A 16,228-nucleotide genomic window follows, 5' to 3' on the forward strand; every position below is an offset into this window, starting at 1 on the left:
GTTAAGATCAAGCCCTTGTAAAGAAAGGAGTTAGCCTGAATGGCTAACTCCTTTCTTTTTTACTGGGTACAATTACTAATTGCCTGGTCCAACATACTTACGCCCAGATCAATTTCTTCACGCGTAACTGTCAGTGGAGGTGCAATCCGAAATACCCCACCGTAACCCTTTACACGAACAATGTTCATGCTGAGCCCGAGGCGCAGACATTCTTCCGCAATTCGACTACCCAACTCGGGATCCGTCTGCTTGGTTTCCCTATCCCTAACGATCTCCATACCTAGCAGGAGCCCTTTGCCTCGTACATCACCAATACATGCATGCCGGCTCATCAAAGCGACCAGCTGCTGCTTGAGATAGGCTCCCATCTCCTGTGCCCGTTGGGCCATGGCATCTCTGGTCAGAATTTCCAGGGTCGCCAAGCCAACTGCTGCGCAAAGGGGATCAGAAACGTGAGAAGTAACGTAGATAAAGCCTTTCTCATAACAGGAATCTTCCATCTCCCTGCTGCACACTGTTGCCGCCAAAGGTAGACCACCACCTAGCGTTTTCGACAAGGTCAGAAAATCAGGCACGAGTTCGTATTCCTCCAAAGCGAAGTTCCACCCCAGTCGACCCAATCCGGTTTGGGCTTCATCAAAAATCACGAGCAAGCCTCTTTCTTCACAAAGTTCCTTCAGGCGCTTCATGTAGGACGGACTCAAGGGGATAATCCCCGCAGCGCTGAGAACGGGCTCGACGATCAGCGCAGCATAAGCACCCACAGACTGTTGGTCTACCATTTGCATGCCAAACTCCAGACAACTATTATCACAGGTCCCTTGGCAATGCTGAATGGGGCAACGGTAACTGTAAGGCGCTGGCAGCATCAGACTGCCGGGCATGGCTGGCCCATAACCCCGCCGAGTGAGTGAATAGGTGTGCGATTGTGCCCCCGCCGTCATGCCATGCCAAGAGCCAGCAAAACCTACAATCTCAAAACCACCGGTATGCAATTTGGCCATCCGTAAAGCGGCTTCATTGGATTCTGAGCCGGTATTCAAAAATATACTCCGGTCCAGTCCTTCCGGAAGAAGCTCGTTCATCTTTTTACCTAAAGCAATGAGTTCTGGCGACAGCATGGTACTCAACAAATGAATAGCTCTCGTATCCCCTTGTTGTAGTGCGGCCAAAATATCGGGATGGTTGTGCCCGAAAACAGAACACATTTGTCCGGAGGTAAAATCAAGAATGGCGCTCCCATCAGTAGCATATACGTAACTGCCCTTCGCTGATTCAATCAAATGGGGCGAGAAGGAGCCGCAATAGCGGATCAGCACTTCTTCAGCGTCTTTTTGCCAATCTTCAATCATGTTAGTTTTTTTCGAAAATACACAGTTTTCAGCGAAAACAAGTACTTTAGTAATTTGACGGAAATAACTGATTCCATTTTTTTCAACGATTCGCGAATATTTTCACGCAAGCTCCTTTTAGTTGCTTGCTTAGAAAATTTTAGCGAATCAAAAATGGAATCAGTTATTTGTGTTCCGTCACTAAGAGTCTACACCCATCGCAAAAAATCCCCTCGGTTTATGCAACGAACGACTACCCTGCTATTTTCTTTGCTGATCTGTTTATTCATTTTGCAAAATTGCCGTCTCAAACCAAAGGATAATGGCGAGCGGCCAGAAGTGGGCATCGCCCTGGATTCCCTGGTACGAAGAGTGGCCATTCCCAGTGTAACCATGGGGAAAGTGTTCAATGCCAATGTCATCTTACCGGAAAGCTATTTTAAGGATTCCAGTATGAATTTTTACCCTGTCGTGTACCTCTTGCATGGCTACTCCGGCAATTATGCCAATTGGTACGATAGAGTTCCCGAACTCAAAGACCTCTCCTCCGAACATGAGTTGATCATCGTTACCCCAGACGGTAATTTCAATAGCTGGTACCTTGATAGCTATACCGACTCCACCCAACTTTTTTATGCCTATATCAGCCAGGAAGTACCTCGCTATATTGACGAGCACTTTCGTTCTTACCAAGACGCCCGTTACCGGGGAATTGCTGGACTAAGCATGGGGGGACATGGTGCCCTGAGTATTGCCCTTCAGCACCCTGATTGGTTTGGGGTAGCAGGTAGTATGAGTGGTGTTGTAGACCTAAGGGCACATACCGACGAGTGGGAAATCAGCCAACACCTGGGCCCTTACGCAGAAGATAGTACCCGCTGGGCGGAGCATTCAATCGTAGCGATGGCAGAAAAGGTACGAGAGACGCCCCATCTCTTGATTGACTGTGGTACGGAAGATCAAATGCTGCCCGAAAATGAAGCCTTACACCAGGTATTATTATTGCGCGGCATTCCCCATACTTATATCGCCCGCCCAGGCAGCCACGACTGGCTCTATTGGCAAGAGGCTATTGATTATCAATTGCAGTTTTTCAAGCAAAGATTTGAGGAGGGTTAGGGGTTGGTTAGATGGTTTTAAGGGTGGAAAAGTGTAAAAGTTGGGGGCACCAAATACTTCCGACCTCCGACTTTGTTAAAGAAATTTACAGAAGAGCTCACTACAGCTTATCTACTACGGTTTCTACTTCTTCTGCCGCTGGTTGAACTGTATCTGGGGTCATTTTTTGCATTTGTTTCCAAAGGAAAAAGAAACAGATGCTTGCAGAGATCACATCGGCGATGGGAAAGGCATAAAAAATTCCGTTGAGCCCCATAATTGGGGGTAAAACCAACAGCAAGGGAATGAGGCAAAAACCTTGTTTGGTCAGCGTCAATAGCATAGCCGGCACTGCTCTGCCTATAGCCTGAAAATAGGCGGAACCAATCAATTGAAAAAGGATGAGTGGAGTAGCCAGAAAACTGGCACGTATGGCGGGTACGGTAAGGTCGATTAATCCTTGGTCATTGGTAAAAAGACGGGCGATAGACGGGGTAAAAATCATAATTGCCGCAAAGGTGAACGAGGCAATGATGGTTCCACTAAGCAGTGACAGCCGGATGGTCTGTCGTACTCGATCCCAGCGTTTAGCACCATAATTATAACCAGCGATAGGTAAAAAACCTTGGGTAATACCCAGCACCGGGAAATTGGTAAACATCATCATGCGTTGGATGATACCGTAGGCCGACATTGCTAAAGCTCCTCCGTAGGCAAAAAGGGTATTGTTTAAGACAATTGAAAGCACGGCGATCACCCCCTGCCTGGCCAAGGTCACGGAGCCGAGAGAAAAAATTTCTCTAACGATATCCCACTGCAAGCGCAGATAAATCCAATTGATTTTCATCGACGAACGCCCACTAAAAAAGAAATACCAGCTGGTAAAGAGTGCCGCAAAACAGTAAGCAATGGTAGTAGCCCAGCCAGCCCCTGCCAGGCCCATGTCGAACCAAATAATAAAAATGGGATCCAGTATGAGATTCACCAAAGCAGGTACCATCATCGAAATCATCGCTATCCGAGGCTGGCCTTCCGCTCTAATTACGGTGTTCGACATCATTGCCCAAGCCAGACAAGGAATCCCTAAAAGAACAATACCGAAATACTCCTGAGCGGCAGCGAGGGTCTCTCCCTGCCCGCCAAAAAGTTTGAGGATTGGATTTTGAAACAAAACCCCCATTGCCACTACACTTACTGCAATGACGATTGTAAGCGCAACCTGGTTACCAAAAGTTTCCAGTGCGCGCTGGCGGTCGCCTCGGCCCAAAGCACGCGAAACAATGGAACTGCCACCAATTCCTACCGCCATGCCTATACTGGAAATGAGGAAAGTGATAGGCAAGACAACCGTGATTGCGCCGATAGCAATAGGACCCACAAAATTGCCTACAAAAATGGTATCTACGATTCCATAGATGGACATTACTAAAATCCCGATGGACGCGGGTATTGCTTGCTGCCGAAGCAATTGTCCAATCGGTGCGTGCCCCAGTTGTTCTGATTTCTCCATAAAATGGTCGGACGATAAGGATTTTACTGTGACAAGCACAGATCGACCAATAATAGGAACCCTCCGTCAACATTATTGTTGCAACAAGGTAGTGGTTAGTATTGGAGAATATTCAAAAAATTAAAACGAGAATGAATTTTAGGTATTGGCCCTTAAACAGTAGAAGCCGGAAAATACCCTGAAAATTTTTGTCATCCTTCAAGTACAAAAATTATCAGGGAAAAATTGCTTGGGTTAGAAGCTACTAAGTTAGTACGGGGTAGTTGGTATGGGGTGTTGTGTTCGAAAACACAAAAATGAGGAGTAAGAAAAGAAGTAAACCCGGCTTACACCGGGTTTCTCTGAATCTGGCATCAACTTAATGTGGATGTCCCCCTTGTTAAAATCTTTATAATAGGGTAAGTGTTTATCCTTATATATCACAAATGTAGAAAGTAAGCAAGGCAAGTACAACCCCCATTTTTGGGGGTCTGCCCAATTTTTTGGTAAACAATGTCGTTTTTCAGGCAGAAAACTATTCCTCTATACCAATGACCCTATACAAAGCACTGATAATCATATTATTAATCAACACACTATCTATTGTCACAGGACAGTCACTTTCTGGACAATGGCAAGGTGTGGTGTGGCAGACCAACAGTAAGGATACTTTTTCCTATCAACTGCAGCTCCAGCAAAAAGGAGAAGCTGTTGCTGGGCAAGCCACCTCTCGCTCCAAAGATGGCAAGATCAGTGCCACTTTTGTTATTAGTGGTCGCTGGGCAGAGGGGCAGTTACAGCTCCAGGAGGTCCAACAGTTGTCTCCGGCAAGCCCTTCGTGGTGCCTGAAATTTATTACTGCTCAATTGAGTAAAAACCAGCTCACGATAGAAGGAAGCTGGTTAGCTACCGGATGCCAACCGGGCTTGATACGTATGACCAAAGTGGGGGGTTACGAAGAAGAAATACCTTTCAGCTATCCCGGTCGCTGGACGGGGTACCTGTCGCAATCGGATCGTGATTATGGGTTTTACTATGAACTCATCCTTGAGGAAAACGGGCACGGCCATTCCTCGATCGTTAGCGAAGGAGCTGGCGGTGAAGCGATCCATCAACTGCGCTGGGAAAAAACCGCCGAGGGCATTAATTTTTCGGAAGAAAATGTTTCCCAACGCACGGAGCCCGACTGGAAATGGTGCCTAAAAAATGGGCAGCTTAAGCAGAACAGAGAGGATGGTACTTATCAACTTTCGGGCAATTGGGCAGGGTACCTGGAAAACAAAACGGCCTCCACCGGTGCTTGTGCGCCAGGGACAGTTTTCCTCACCAAGCCAGTAATGACGCAAATGGTACAAGCCTACGTAGACGCTCACGCCGATGCCTATCAGGAAACTACGGGCCGCAGCGTGAAAGTAGACCGGGTATTAAAAGTGCGCAGTGATAAAATCCGCATAAAAGTCTGGGACAATGGCATTGTAGATGGTGATGTTTTAACCTTATTCCTAAACGGCCAGCAAATATTGCACGAATACCGCGTCAACAAACGTAAATGGAGTATTCCTGTTGATGTTTTACACGGAGACAATCTCCTTGTACTACATGCAGATGACCTGGGGGATATTTCGCCTAACACGGTAGCTGTATCCATTGATGATGGCGTGAAGGAACAAATCATTGTATTGAGTTCCAACCTCCGTGAGAGTGGTGCTATTCTAATTCAGCCTTTCAATGTGGAATGAGTTTTTTTTTGGACATAGCGGCGTAGGCACAGCCAACGCCGAACGGGGGTGATCCAAATTGCGTTCAAATCCAGGTCTCTTGCGAATCTGGCTTAATCCGCTTATCTTTAGTGATTCTTTTCAAAAAGTGCAGCTGTGGATAATAAGATGCTCGATAAGGTTGCCAAACCTTTCAATGTAGAACTTCCGGAAGTGGATGGGCTGTATGATGCCTTGGACAAGGTGCTGCCCGCTATTCGTAAGCACAGTGAAGATTTGCGCGAGGAAGAATTTTTCCTGCGTCGCAACTGGATTGAACTGCGCGACGAGGAAGACTTCCACGAAGTGATCCTCCACGTTTTTGACGACGGTGGCGAATACGTACGTTCTACCAATGGCAATATCGAATGTGGTGAGTGGCGACACATGAACGGCAAATTTGTCTACGGCTCCAGCTCCTGCGACGGCGAAGTGTTTGACCTGGCTTTCCTCGACGAGGAGTTCTTTATCCTTAAAAAACACGGCAATTCTCGCCTTTTTGATCGCCGCTACCACGTCTTCATCATCGAGCCCCTCTACCGCAAACTGGAATGGAACGAAGCCGTGGAGTACCTCTTTGACAAATACCGCAATTCCAATGGTTTCCTGATAACGGCAGCGCTGTTGTTGGTGATGGTGATTGTGTTGGCTTTGTTGTTGAGTTAATAGGCCTTATACTAATGACCGATACCTCGTTGCTCACGACTCATGTAACAGTTTCCAAGTCTTTGAAAAACAATAATCTCCTTAAAAAATAAAAAAGGGTATAGCACTGATCAACAGCACTATACCCTTTTTTATTTTTTTCTACAAGATTACTCCGGCAGAAAGCGATTTTATCCTTGCATCGCCTTCAACATCGTTACTCCCAGCTCTGCTGGTGAGTGAACCACGTGAATGCCACAGGCTTCCATGATTGCCATTTTGGCTTCGGCCGTATCGTCTTTGCCTCCGATGATAGCACCCGCGTGACCCATGGTACGACCTTTAGGAGCCGTCTGACCAGCGATAAAGCCAACAACGGGCTTGGTACCGTGGTTTTTGACGTACTCTGCAGCTTCGGCTTCCATGGTTCCGCCGATTTCTCCGATCATAATGATACCGTCAGTATCGGGATCGTTCATCAGTAGTTCTACAGCGTCCTTGGTGGTGGTGCCAATGATGGGGTCGCCACCGATACCGATACAGGTGCTTTGGCCCATACCCGCTTTGGTTACTTGATCTACTGCTTCGTAGGTGAGGGTACCAGAACGGCTAACGATGCCGATGCGGCCAGGGTTGTGAATGAAACCAGGCATAATGCCGCACTTGGCTTCGCCCGGCGTGATCACACCTGGACAGTTGGGGCCGATCAAGCGGCAATCGAAATCTTCGATGTAGGCTTTGGCTTTCACCATGTCTTGTACCGGGATGCCTTCAGTGATACAAATGATCACTTTGATACCAGCGGCCGCAGCTTCCATGATCGCATCCGCCGCGAACGGTGGGGGTACGAAAATAACGGAAGTATCAGCACCCGCTTGTACAACGGCATCTTCTACCGTATTAAAAACAGGACAGTCGAGGTGGGTCTGGCCACCTTTACCGGGTGTTACACCACCTACTACATTGGTTCCATATTCGATCATCTGGCTGGCGTGAAAGGTTCCTTCCTTACCGGTGAAGCCCTGAATAATGATCTTTGAATCCTTGTTAATCAGTACAGACATGAAGCTAAGATTGTTACTTTGGTTCTATTATCGTTACGCAGTAATCTACTGCTTAATTATTCTCCTCCTCCTTAATAATGAACACATCCTCGTTGTTGCGTTGCATGTAATATTGCTCGCGGGCGAAGCGCTCCTGATTGATTTCCATATCCAGGCGTTTTTCTTCTTCCCGCTGAATTTGCTCCTCGTAAAACACCTTGTCTTGTTCCAGTTTGTTCACGGTACTTTGCAGGTGAATTTGTGTGAGCACATCATGCCGATCAAAAAAGATCATAAAAGCGACAAAAGCAATGGCTGTAATAAAATAGCGGTTCCGCAAGGGAGTCGGCAATTTATTCCAGAGGTCTTTTATAACCTGATCCATAGGGTTGGGATTTTCTACGGCGCGAAGATAGGGCTTTATAGCGAGCTTTCCAGTGAAATTCCGTTAGAGACTCTGAGGTTTTTAGCCACGGAGGCACAAAGGCACGGAGTTATTTTTAGCCACAAAAACACGAAAACACAAAATAGCATGGAATATTTTGTGTGCATTTTGGAGCTTTAGTGGCTATTCCTGTTTTCTTCCGCAAACATATGAGGCACGGAGATATTGGATGCAGGCCACTTTGCGTCCTTTGAGTAGTGGGTAAAGGGAAGGGAAAAGCCAGTTTTTTCTAGCGCCCCCAACGTCCCTTTACCCTTTACCTCAAGTGGCGATTTTATCGCCACGCATCTCTTTACTAAGCTGGCTTACTGGCCCAACAGTGCCTTACCTGGGTAAACTGCCGCATCGGTGAGTTCTTCCTCGATACGGAGCAACTGGTTGTATTTCGCGATCCTGTCGGAGCGAGAAGCAGAACCCGTTTTGATTTGGCCGGTATTCAATGCTACTGCCAAGTCAGCAATGGTAGTATCTTCGGTTTCTCCGGAACGGTGACTCATGACGCTGGTGTAGCTGTTGCGGGTAGCAAGCTGTACGGCATCAATCGTTTCCGTAAGGGTACCAATTTGGTTGACTTTGATGAGGATACTGTTAGCAGCACCCATTTCGATACCGCGCTGCAGGCGCTTGGTATTGGTGACAAATAAGTCATCACCAACCAATTGCACCTTGCTGCCGATGCGATCGGTCATCAACTTCCACGCATCCCAATCGTCCTCGTGCAGACCATCTTCGATGGAGAGGATAGGGTACTTATTCACCCATTCTTCCCAGTAGGACACCATGTCTGAAGGGCTCAATTTATCGCCGGTTGATTGGTGGAAGTGGTATACTTTTTCTTTTTCGTTGTAAAATTCGGAAGCAGCGGCATCCATCGCGATCATGATGTCTTCGCCAGGGCGGTACCCTGCGGCTTCGATCGCCATAAGCACGGTTTCAATGGCTTCTACGTTGCTCTTGATATTAGGTGCAAAACCTCCTTCATCACCTACATTGGTACTGTAGCCTTTCTTCTTCAGTACGGTCTTCAGGTGGTGGAAGATTTCTACGCCCATACGCAATCCTTCAGAAAAATGATCTGCACCTACGGGCATGATCATAAATTCCTGAAAGTCGATGCTGTTGTCTGCGTGCGAACCTCCGTTGAGGATGTTCATCATAGGCACGGGCATCACGTGAGCATTTACACCTCCGATGTAGCGGTACAGCGGCTGCTCACTGCTAGCAGCGGCAGCTTTGGCTACCGCCAGGCTTACGCCCAACATCGCATTGGCGCCCAACTTGGATTTATTAGCTGTGCCATCCAGATCGATCATGATCTGGTCGATGTAGCGCTGTTCGAAAACACTCACGCCAATGAGTTCATCAGCAATGACTTCTTCTACATTGCGGCAAGCCTGTAAAACACCTTTCCCCAGAAAGCGATCTTTGTCGTCATCCCTTAGCTCTACCGCTTCGTGTGCGCCAGTAGAAGCCCCCGAAGGAACTGCTGCACGGCCAATAATGCCCTCTTCGGTCAGTACTTCTACTTCTACCGTAGGGTTGCCTCTGGAATCTAAGATTTCCCGAGAGCGAATGTCAAGAATATTACTCATCGCTTTTGTTTTTTTTAATTAATAGTTTTCCTGTTGCGGGTGGAGACGTTGCAGTGTAACGTCTACTACGATTCGGCCATCAAGGCTACAAACTGATCAAAAAGATAGCGAGCATCGTGCGGACCAGGGTTCGCCTCGGGGTGATACTGTACCGAGAAGGCTGGTTTACCGATTACCCGAATACCTTCGATGGTCTCGTCATTTAAATTGACGTGTGTAATCTCCACTTTGTCTGCATTGGCTCTAATGGCATCAGGACTAACACCAAAACCGTGGTTCTGGCTGGTAATTTCAGACTTTCCGGTCACCAGATTTTTTACGGGGTGGTTAATCCCACGGTGACCGTTGTGCATTTTATAGGTAGGAATATCGAGGGCCTGGGCTAAAATTTGGTGGCCCAGACAAATTCCGAACAAAGGCTTTTCAGCAGCTAGAATAGCTTTGGCCGTTGCGGTAGCATAATCCATTGGTGCTGGATCGCCCGGGCCATTGCTCAGGAAATAACCATCGGGTTCAAATGCGGTCAACTCCTCCATAGAAGTCTTCGCGGGAAATACTTTGAGGTAACAGTCTCGCTGAGCAAAACTGCGCAGGATGTTCTCTTTCACCCCATAATCAAGCACCGCTACTTTGTATTTGGCGTTTGGTTCACCGTAGGTATAGCTTTCTTTGGTACTTACCTTGCTGGCCAGCTCCAGGCCATCCATGCTAGGTGCTTCGGCCAAGCGCTTTTTCAAAACCTCCACATCCAATTCTTCACTGGAAATGATGGCGTTCATGGCACCCTTGTCGCGAATATGGCGTACGATAGCACGGGTATCCACATCAGAAATACCAACCATGCCTCCTTCCTCAAAATATTCCTGAATATTCTGAGTCGCCTGAGGACGGTGGTAAGGCACCGTGAAATTTTTACAAACCAAGCCCGCGATTTTGAGTGAGTTGGATTCTACCTCTTCTTTTTTAGCACCATAATTACCAATATGCGCATTGGTCATCACAAGGATTTGACCAAAATAAGAAGGATCCGTAAAAATTTCCTGGTAACCGGTCATCCCGGTGTTAAAACAGATTTCGCCGGTAGTAGTACCAATTTTCCCAGCGGCTTTACCCCGATAGACAGTACCATCTTCCAATAAAAGGATGGCGGGGGGTAGCGAAGAATTTGCCATAGATTGCGGTTTCGTTTTGACCGCACGCAAAGATAGCTAAGGCTGGGTACTTTGGGTAATGAGGAGGACTTTTTTTAAAAAAACATTTTAAAATGCGGGGCTGTGCCATCGTTCCTGGGAATCGGGTTATCCACTGCTCCTTATATGTAGGGTATGAAAACCTGCTCTACGGAGCGGGTTCCATCCCACGGCGTAGCAGGGTATGAAACCTTTATGCAGGGTATGAACCCCTGCACTACGGAGCAGTACCTCGCGCTTCGGCCTTGCGAAATATGCGCTTCTTTAATATAAAGAGGACGAGGGATGGGAGGTGTTGTTTGAAGCCCTACTGCCGCAGTAGGGCAGAATGCCGTACAGCCCGGTGCCGTAGTGGCGTTTGCAATGCAACGCCGCGCAGGCACGGCCCCAAAACCTATCCTTGGTCGAAGGCCGCCGCCAGTAAACGATGAAAGTGATGCACCCCCAATTCTCTGCGAGGAGAGAAACGGCCAGTTTGGTAGACAGATGATTGCAGTCCGCGATGAACACCTTCAACTACAAATTCATCCTCTCTTTCTACCTTATCCAGCAAAGCTCCTGCGCCACGATCCCTTTTGCTTTCATCGTAGACGTAGGTGTAAAAGGACACCTTGGTTTTATCCTTCGTAAGCGGGCGAACGACATTGACGGATAAACCCCAAGGATAAAAATTGAGCATCAGGTTGGGGAATATCCAATAGTAATAGGCCGCCACGTTTTTACCTGCGTCGGGATGGTCTGCTGGTAAATCAAAGACTTCTTCGGCACCACTGGCGTAACCGATTTGCAGGTTGCAATAATCGTAGATTTCAGTAATGTAACTTCCATAATCAAGTGCCTGGTTAAGCTCTTGATGGACAAAAGGAATATGAAATCCTTCGAGGTAATTGTCGCAGTAAAGCGCCCAATGCGCGTTGACCAGATACTCCTTGGAGCTAGCACTATCGAATCGAAATTGATCCAGAGGTAAAAAGCCAATACGTTCCTCCATTTTATCCGTGACCACCTTTAGCGGAAAGGCTGGCGTGATGCTTGTAAAAAGAAAAGGGCCCCACTTTTCCAATGGAAAGTGATGGAGATGATCGCAAGGACGGGGGAAATTTTCCACCTCCTTAAATTCAGGCATCCGTTTAAAAGAACCATCCAGGCCAAAGCGGCGACCGTGATAACCACACACGAGCTGATCGGCCGTAGTGGGATGATGAACCAGTATGTTAGCGCGATGCGTGCAAACGTTGCTGAGGCAGCGAAGATGACCTTCCTTGTCTCTACTCAGCAGCATGGGTTCAGGGAAGTAGTTATCCACGAAGTAAAAAGGATGGAGGCTTTCCGCTTTAGGAACCAAGCGCTCCTCTCCTATCCACTGCCAGGACTTGGCAAATACCTGGTTCTTTATAGCCGTGAATACTTCTTCACTTTGGTAAAATGCTGCGGGCAGGGTCTCCGCCTGGTGGATATCTGGGTGAACAGTGTAGCTGGCTTTCATAAAATATTGCGACGAGTTAGGATTGATTTCGACCTTCATCATTGAGTATATAGTCCTCCAAGGTAGAATTTGTGATTTTTGACCTGCTCTTTTTCCCCTTCGCTGCGTTGATCCCGAGGCTTCGGGACGCCAACGCGCTGCGTTGCCTACGTTTTTCGCCTTGCGAATGGAAAAAATAGCGTCTTCAAATTCTCACAAATCCTACCTTGACGGACTATAACTCCCTTTATTCGGGGGGTAAATCCCCGAAAACACGGCTATTGTATAATCGCACTGGTACGATCAGGAGGTATGCTCCTTCCTTTTCAACCATACGTAGAAAGGAATGCCCGACATCAATAGCAGAAAACCCCAAAAAACGACCTCCTGTCCACAGCCAACAATGATCCACAAAGAAAAACAAAAAGCACCTAGTGCCAGTAGCAAGTGTCGATTTTTGTGTTTTGTTTTTTTAGCAAAAACCAGCAACGCAAAACTGGTTGTAGAAAACAAATAAGGTGTGATAACGGAAAGGGTAGAAAGCGTCATCATAAAAGTAAAGGCACTCACCAAGGATTCGGAAAAGCTGAACAACATCAAGAGCGACACCAATAGGCTAGACAATACAATACCAATAGCAGGCTGCCGCTGATCATTAAGGCGAGCGAATACGGGTGGAAACAAGCCATTGGCAGCTGCTGCCAGCGGAATCTGGCCCTGAATCAACAACCAGCCGTTGAGTGCTCCCATTGTAGCGACAACTGCTCCGCCAGCAACGATATATTCTGCAGCACCTCCCCAAAACAATGCCGCCGCGTCAGCAAAAGGAGCCGTAGAATGCGCCAACACCTCCGGGGGAACGATCCCCATAATTGCCGCCGAACTGAGGATATAAAGCACAATTGTGAGCAGTGTACCATATATAGTAGCACGGCGGACGGTAGTAGTAGCGTTGTTGACCTTGGCAGCAGGAATGGTGGCGCTCTCCATGCCAAGGTAAGCAAATAGCGTCAGGGTAGTCGTCGTGGTAATAGCCGACCAGTTGGAGCTTCCGCTCTGATTAAATGGGATAAAATGCGCTACTTTAAAGTAAAATATTCCAATACAACCGATCAGCAGGATTGGAACAATCTTGAGGACGGTCGTCACCAATTGCACCCAACCTACCACCTTGATAGAGCGCGTATTCACGTAAGTAAACAACCAGATAAAAGCCAGTCCGGTAAGAATAGCCCAGTGAGGTTCCGCTTTCAAAACAGGGAAAAAGACCCCAAGGTAACCGACCAAAGCTACTGTAATGGCCGCATTGGTACTCCAGATCGACACCCAGTATCCCCAGGCCACCAGGTAAGCAGGAAACTCGCCCAAGCCTACACGCGTATAGGCGTAGGGGCCACCTATTGCTCCTGGCAACCACTTGCTTAGATTCCCAAAAACCAGGGCTAAAAGAATGGCGCCTAAGGAGGAGAACACCCAGCCTATCAGACTGATCCCTCCGTAAATAGCAAGAGAAGCAGGCAACAAGAAAATGCCCGATCCGACCATATTGCCTACGACCAGGGCGAAGCTTGCACCAAAACCTAACTTATCATCAGCCATTTTGGGAGAAGGTACATAGATTTCAGTCTATTTCCCAGCCATGTTTTTCCCAATCCTCTTCGTAATCAATATCAGAAAGTACCGGGAGTAGGGAATGCGACCAATCGTTGGTTTTGATGATCTCCAGGGTCTGGGGCAGTACCTCTTCGGTACTCCAGGCGATATCTTGAAAAACTTCGGGATGGAAAGCCTTCATACCCAGGAGGTAGTAGCCGCCATCTTCTGCCGGGCCGATGACAAAGTCGTGGGTTTCCAGGGCGTTGATACCTTGTTGGACAATTGCTGGCGTAAGTTGGGCGCAATCACTGCCAATGATCAATACAGGGCCATCCGTTTCAGCGAAAGCTTGTGCAAAAGCAGCTGACATGCGCTCGCCCAAGCCACCGGAAGCTTGCAAGTACTTGGCAAAATCCGAGTTGGGCCACTGATCTTGTTGATCTACAAAAGCACTATAAAAAAGCATCCGCTGCGCGTCAACCGCTTGCGTTAATTGCCGAGTGTGCCCCAGCAAGGCTTGGTAAATTTTCAGTGCCCGCTCTGGCCCGACACTCTGTGCGAGACGGGTTTTGGCCTTACCCAGTTCGGGGTTTTTGATAAAAATGAGTAGCGTGGGGCGGTTGGGCATTGCGTCGGTTTGATTTTTTGAGGCGCAAAGGTAAAAATTCCTCTTTTAATCGCGCTCGTGGATGGTGCCCTCCTTGTACTTGAGCAGCCCACCTGGTTTATCACGAAAGACGGCTACAATCTCGGCAGCAATCGATAAGGCGATCTCGCTAGGGGACTCTGCCCCAATCTCCAACCCTGTAGGTGCGTGAAGGATGCCCATATTTTCGAGGTCCATACCCAAATCATCCTGCATTTTCAGGAGGCGTTTTTTGGGGCCTAGCATGCCCATATAGGTGGGGTGCTTAGCGGCAAAAAGCGGCAGCATGGCTTTGTCTTTATTGTAGTCGTGCGACATGAGCATCACGGCAGTGTAGTCATGTACGGGTAATTCGTCGGCCTGATCGTAATCCACCACTCGTTTAGCGATTTCGAACATGGCTTTCGACATTTTTTTTGCTTTACCAACGAGGTAAGTCTCCCAGCCCAACTCCTGTGCGATCCCCAACATGGCTACCACATCGTAATTATCGCCAACGATGATGAGGCGGGTTTCCGGACGGATAAACTCTACCAATAACTTTATCTTTTGCCCTGCCTGATCGAATTCAAAAATCCGGGGCTTCTTTTTGTCGAGGGTTTCCGTAATTAAAGGGCGTAATTCTTCCGCAGTAATGCCAGCAAAAGGGGCCGGATTTTCGGGATTTTCCACCAGTTGGTGCTGCCCAAGCAGTCCCGCGTTATCAGCAGCGTCAATGATCTTGAGCATGATCGCGGGCTGATCTGCACTAATGATGCGTTTGAGCTGGGTGATTTCATTGTTAGGATCAGCAGGATCGAGGGGCGTAAACACTACTTCGATGCGGCCATTACAGCCCAGACCGACGCCAATCTGGTTTTCGTCGTCGTCCATGGTATCGTACAAAACCCGGGTCGCTTCATTCTTGAAAATGGCCATCTGTGAGCGTTGCAGCGCATCTCGCTCCAGGCAGCCCCCACTGATACCGCCTGTCCACAAGCCATTGCTACGCACCAACATGCGGGCACCGATGCGCCGATAGGAAGATTCTTCTACATTGACTACGGAGGCCAAAGCTGCTTGCTCTACACTGAAGTCAATCTGTTCATATTCCTGGATAATCCTTCTGATCTCTTTCACGCTCAGCTAAAATTTAGTAAACACAACGGTTAATAAAAGACAAATGTTTAAACAAGCTCACTTACGCAAATCTTGATACAGCGCTTTGAAATCAATTTTCCCATCGCGTTTTTTTAAGTGCTCAATGATCTGGACGGCTCGCCAGATACGGTCATCACTATCTGTACCCTGGCTGACCACGTATAGCATGGTCCTTAGCTTTCCGGGAGTCAGTGCATGGAAAATTTCATCACCTTCCTGATCTTCAGCGAGTACGGCAGCCATTTCTTCGGGCATGGGCAGGCCATACTTGCTATCATCTGGAAACAGTTCTGTTACCACTGTTTTCCCTTCTTCGAGCGCCAGTTTTTTTATCCTCCCCTGATTGACCTTAATGACGTAAACTCCGCTGCCAATAGGCGTGAGTGCACACTGGTGAGGGTCTTGGCCATTGAGGACACAGACGACTCGCGTTTTCGTAGGGCTCGCCAAAAAAGCTGCCGTAATATCGGCAGGAACCCGGAGTTGCCAATTGAATAATTTAGAGCTGGCAGCCTCGAGCGGTGTAGAAAATTGAAACTTCATGGTCAGAAAATGGTGACGTATTTCGAGAATAGTGGTCTGAATAAAGCCAACACTATTTATCGTAAAGTATTGCGCAGAAAATAAACTGCGATTTTTCTAAGGTTTTTCAAATAGTTAAAACGCTTTAAATGAAGCGCTTATTTAACTATTGTGAAAAACAAAATCGCTTTTTATTTTCGTGCTGTTCCAAAGTAAGCACTTTCACGTAATTTCGGCTAAAATCTTTATTTTTCGCACAAGCTGTAATA

The 16,228-nt window shown here is 47.7% G+C and carries 14 protein-coding genes; 3 read left to right on the forward strand and 11 right to left on the reverse strand.

From position 1 onward, the window contains the following. Nucleotides 1-59 precede the first annotated feature (59 nt). Nucleotides 60-1,352, reverse strand: a complete 1,293-nt coding sequence (locus AB0L18_RS01945; RefSeq protein ID WP_367390903.1) for an aspartate aminotransferase family protein — start codon at nucleotides 1,350-1,352, stop codon at nucleotides 60-62. Nucleotides 1,353-1,571: 219 nt separating this feature from the next. Between AB0L18_RS01945 and AB0L18_RS01950 the strand changes: the two genes are divergently transcribed. Then, entirely contained in the window at nucleotides 1,572-2,450 is an 879-nt protein-coding gene (locus tag AB0L18_RS01950; protein WP_367390904.1) for an alpha/beta hydrolase, read from the forward strand. Between the two features lie 100 nt (nucleotides 2,451-2,550). On the opposite strand, the gene AB0L18_RS01955 is transcribed toward AB0L18_RS01950, so the two are convergent. Then, nucleotides 2,551-3,939, reverse strand: coding sequence for an MATE family efflux transporter (locus AB0L18_RS01955; protein WP_367390905.1), 1,389 nt, complete (start codon nucleotides 3,937-3,939; stop codon nucleotides 2,551-2,553). Between the two features lie 530 nt (nucleotides 3,940-4,469). Between AB0L18_RS01955 and AB0L18_RS01960 the strand changes: the two genes are divergently transcribed. Both AB0L18_RS01960 and AB0L18_RS01965 read left to right on the forward strand, forming a co-directional pair. Further along, nucleotides 4,470-5,657, forward strand: a complete 1,188-nt coding sequence (locus tag AB0L18_RS01960) for a hypothetical protein (protein ID WP_367390906.1) — start codon at nucleotides 4,470-4,472, stop codon at nucleotides 5,655-5,657. A 135-nt stretch (nucleotides 5,658-5,792) separates the two neighbouring features. Continuing rightward, nucleotides 5,793-6,341 carry a hypothetical protein gene (locus AB0L18_RS01965; protein WP_367390907.1) on the forward strand — a complete coding sequence of 183 codons (549 nt, stop codon included), beginning with the start codon at nucleotides 5,793-5,795 and terminating at the stop codon, nucleotides 6,339-6,341. Between the two features lie 170 nt (nucleotides 6,342-6,511). Here AB0L18_RS01965 and sucD read toward each other — a convergent pair whose 3' ends face one another. The 9 genes from sucD to AB0L18_RS02010 all read right to left on the reverse strand — a co-directional run bounded on the left by sucD (nucleotide 6,512) and on the right by AB0L18_RS02010 (nucleotide 15,980). Continuing rightward, a complete protein-coding gene (gene sucD, locus AB0L18_RS01970) occupies nucleotides 6,512-7,384 on the reverse strand; it encodes a succinate--CoA ligase subunit alpha (RefSeq protein ID WP_367390908.1) in 873 nt (290 codons plus the stop codon). Between the two features lie 52 nt (nucleotides 7,385-7,436). Continuing rightward, nucleotides 7,437-7,748 carry a hypothetical protein gene (locus tag AB0L18_RS01975; RefSeq protein WP_367390909.1) on the reverse strand — a complete coding sequence of 104 codons (312 nt, stop codon included), beginning with the start codon at nucleotides 7,746-7,748 and terminating at the stop codon, nucleotides 7,437-7,439. Nucleotides 7,749-8,113: 365 nt separating this feature from the next. Then, nucleotides 8,114-9,400, reverse strand: coding sequence for a phosphopyruvate hydratase (gene eno / locus AB0L18_RS01980; RefSeq protein ID WP_367390910.1), 1,287 nt, complete (start codon nucleotides 9,398-9,400; stop codon nucleotides 8,114-8,116). Between the two features lie 65 nt (nucleotides 9,401-9,465). Beyond that, on the reverse strand, nucleotides 9,466-10,572 hold the full coding sequence (carA, locus tag AB0L18_RS01985) for a glutamine-hydrolyzing carbamoyl-phosphate synthase small subunit (RefSeq protein WP_367390911.1): 1,107 nt from the start codon (nucleotides 10,570-10,572) through the stop codon (nucleotides 9,466-9,468). A gap of 412 nt (nucleotides 10,573-10,984) precedes the next feature. Beyond that, complete coding sequence (locus tag AB0L18_RS01990; protein ID WP_367390912.1) at nucleotides 10,985-12,076, reverse strand: aromatic ring-hydroxylating dioxygenase subunit alpha; 1,092 nt, start codon at nucleotides 12,074-12,076, stop codon at nucleotides 10,985-10,987. Between the two features lie 282 nt (nucleotides 12,077-12,358). Beyond that, nucleotides 12,359-13,654 carry an amino acid permease gene (locus tag AB0L18_RS01995; protein WP_367390913.1) on the reverse strand — a complete coding sequence of 432 codons (1,296 nt, stop codon included), beginning with the start codon at nucleotides 13,652-13,654 and terminating at the stop codon, nucleotides 12,359-12,361. A gap of 22 nt (nucleotides 13,655-13,676) precedes the next feature. Next, nucleotides 13,677-14,279, reverse strand: coding sequence for a TIGR04282 family arsenosugar biosynthesis glycosyltransferase (locus AB0L18_RS02000; protein WP_367390914.1), 603 nt, complete (start codon nucleotides 14,277-14,279; stop codon nucleotides 13,677-13,679). 45 nt (nucleotides 14,280-14,324) lie between these two features. Then, complete coding sequence (locus AB0L18_RS02005; RefSeq protein WP_367390915.1) at nucleotides 14,325-15,416, reverse strand: XdhC family protein; 1,092 nt, start codon at nucleotides 15,414-15,416, stop codon at nucleotides 14,325-14,327. A gap of 57 nt (nucleotides 15,417-15,473) precedes the next feature. After that, complete coding sequence (locus tag AB0L18_RS02010; RefSeq protein ID WP_367390916.1) at nucleotides 15,474-15,980, reverse strand: DUF1905 domain-containing protein; 507 nt, start codon at nucleotides 15,978-15,980, stop codon at nucleotides 15,474-15,476. Between the last annotated feature and the right edge of the window lie 248 nt (nucleotides 15,981-16,228).

It is taken from the genome of Lewinella sp. LCG006 (assembly GCF_040784935.1).
Classification (GTDB): Bacteria; Bacteroidota; Bacteroidia; order Chitinophagales; family Saprospiraceae; genus Lewinella.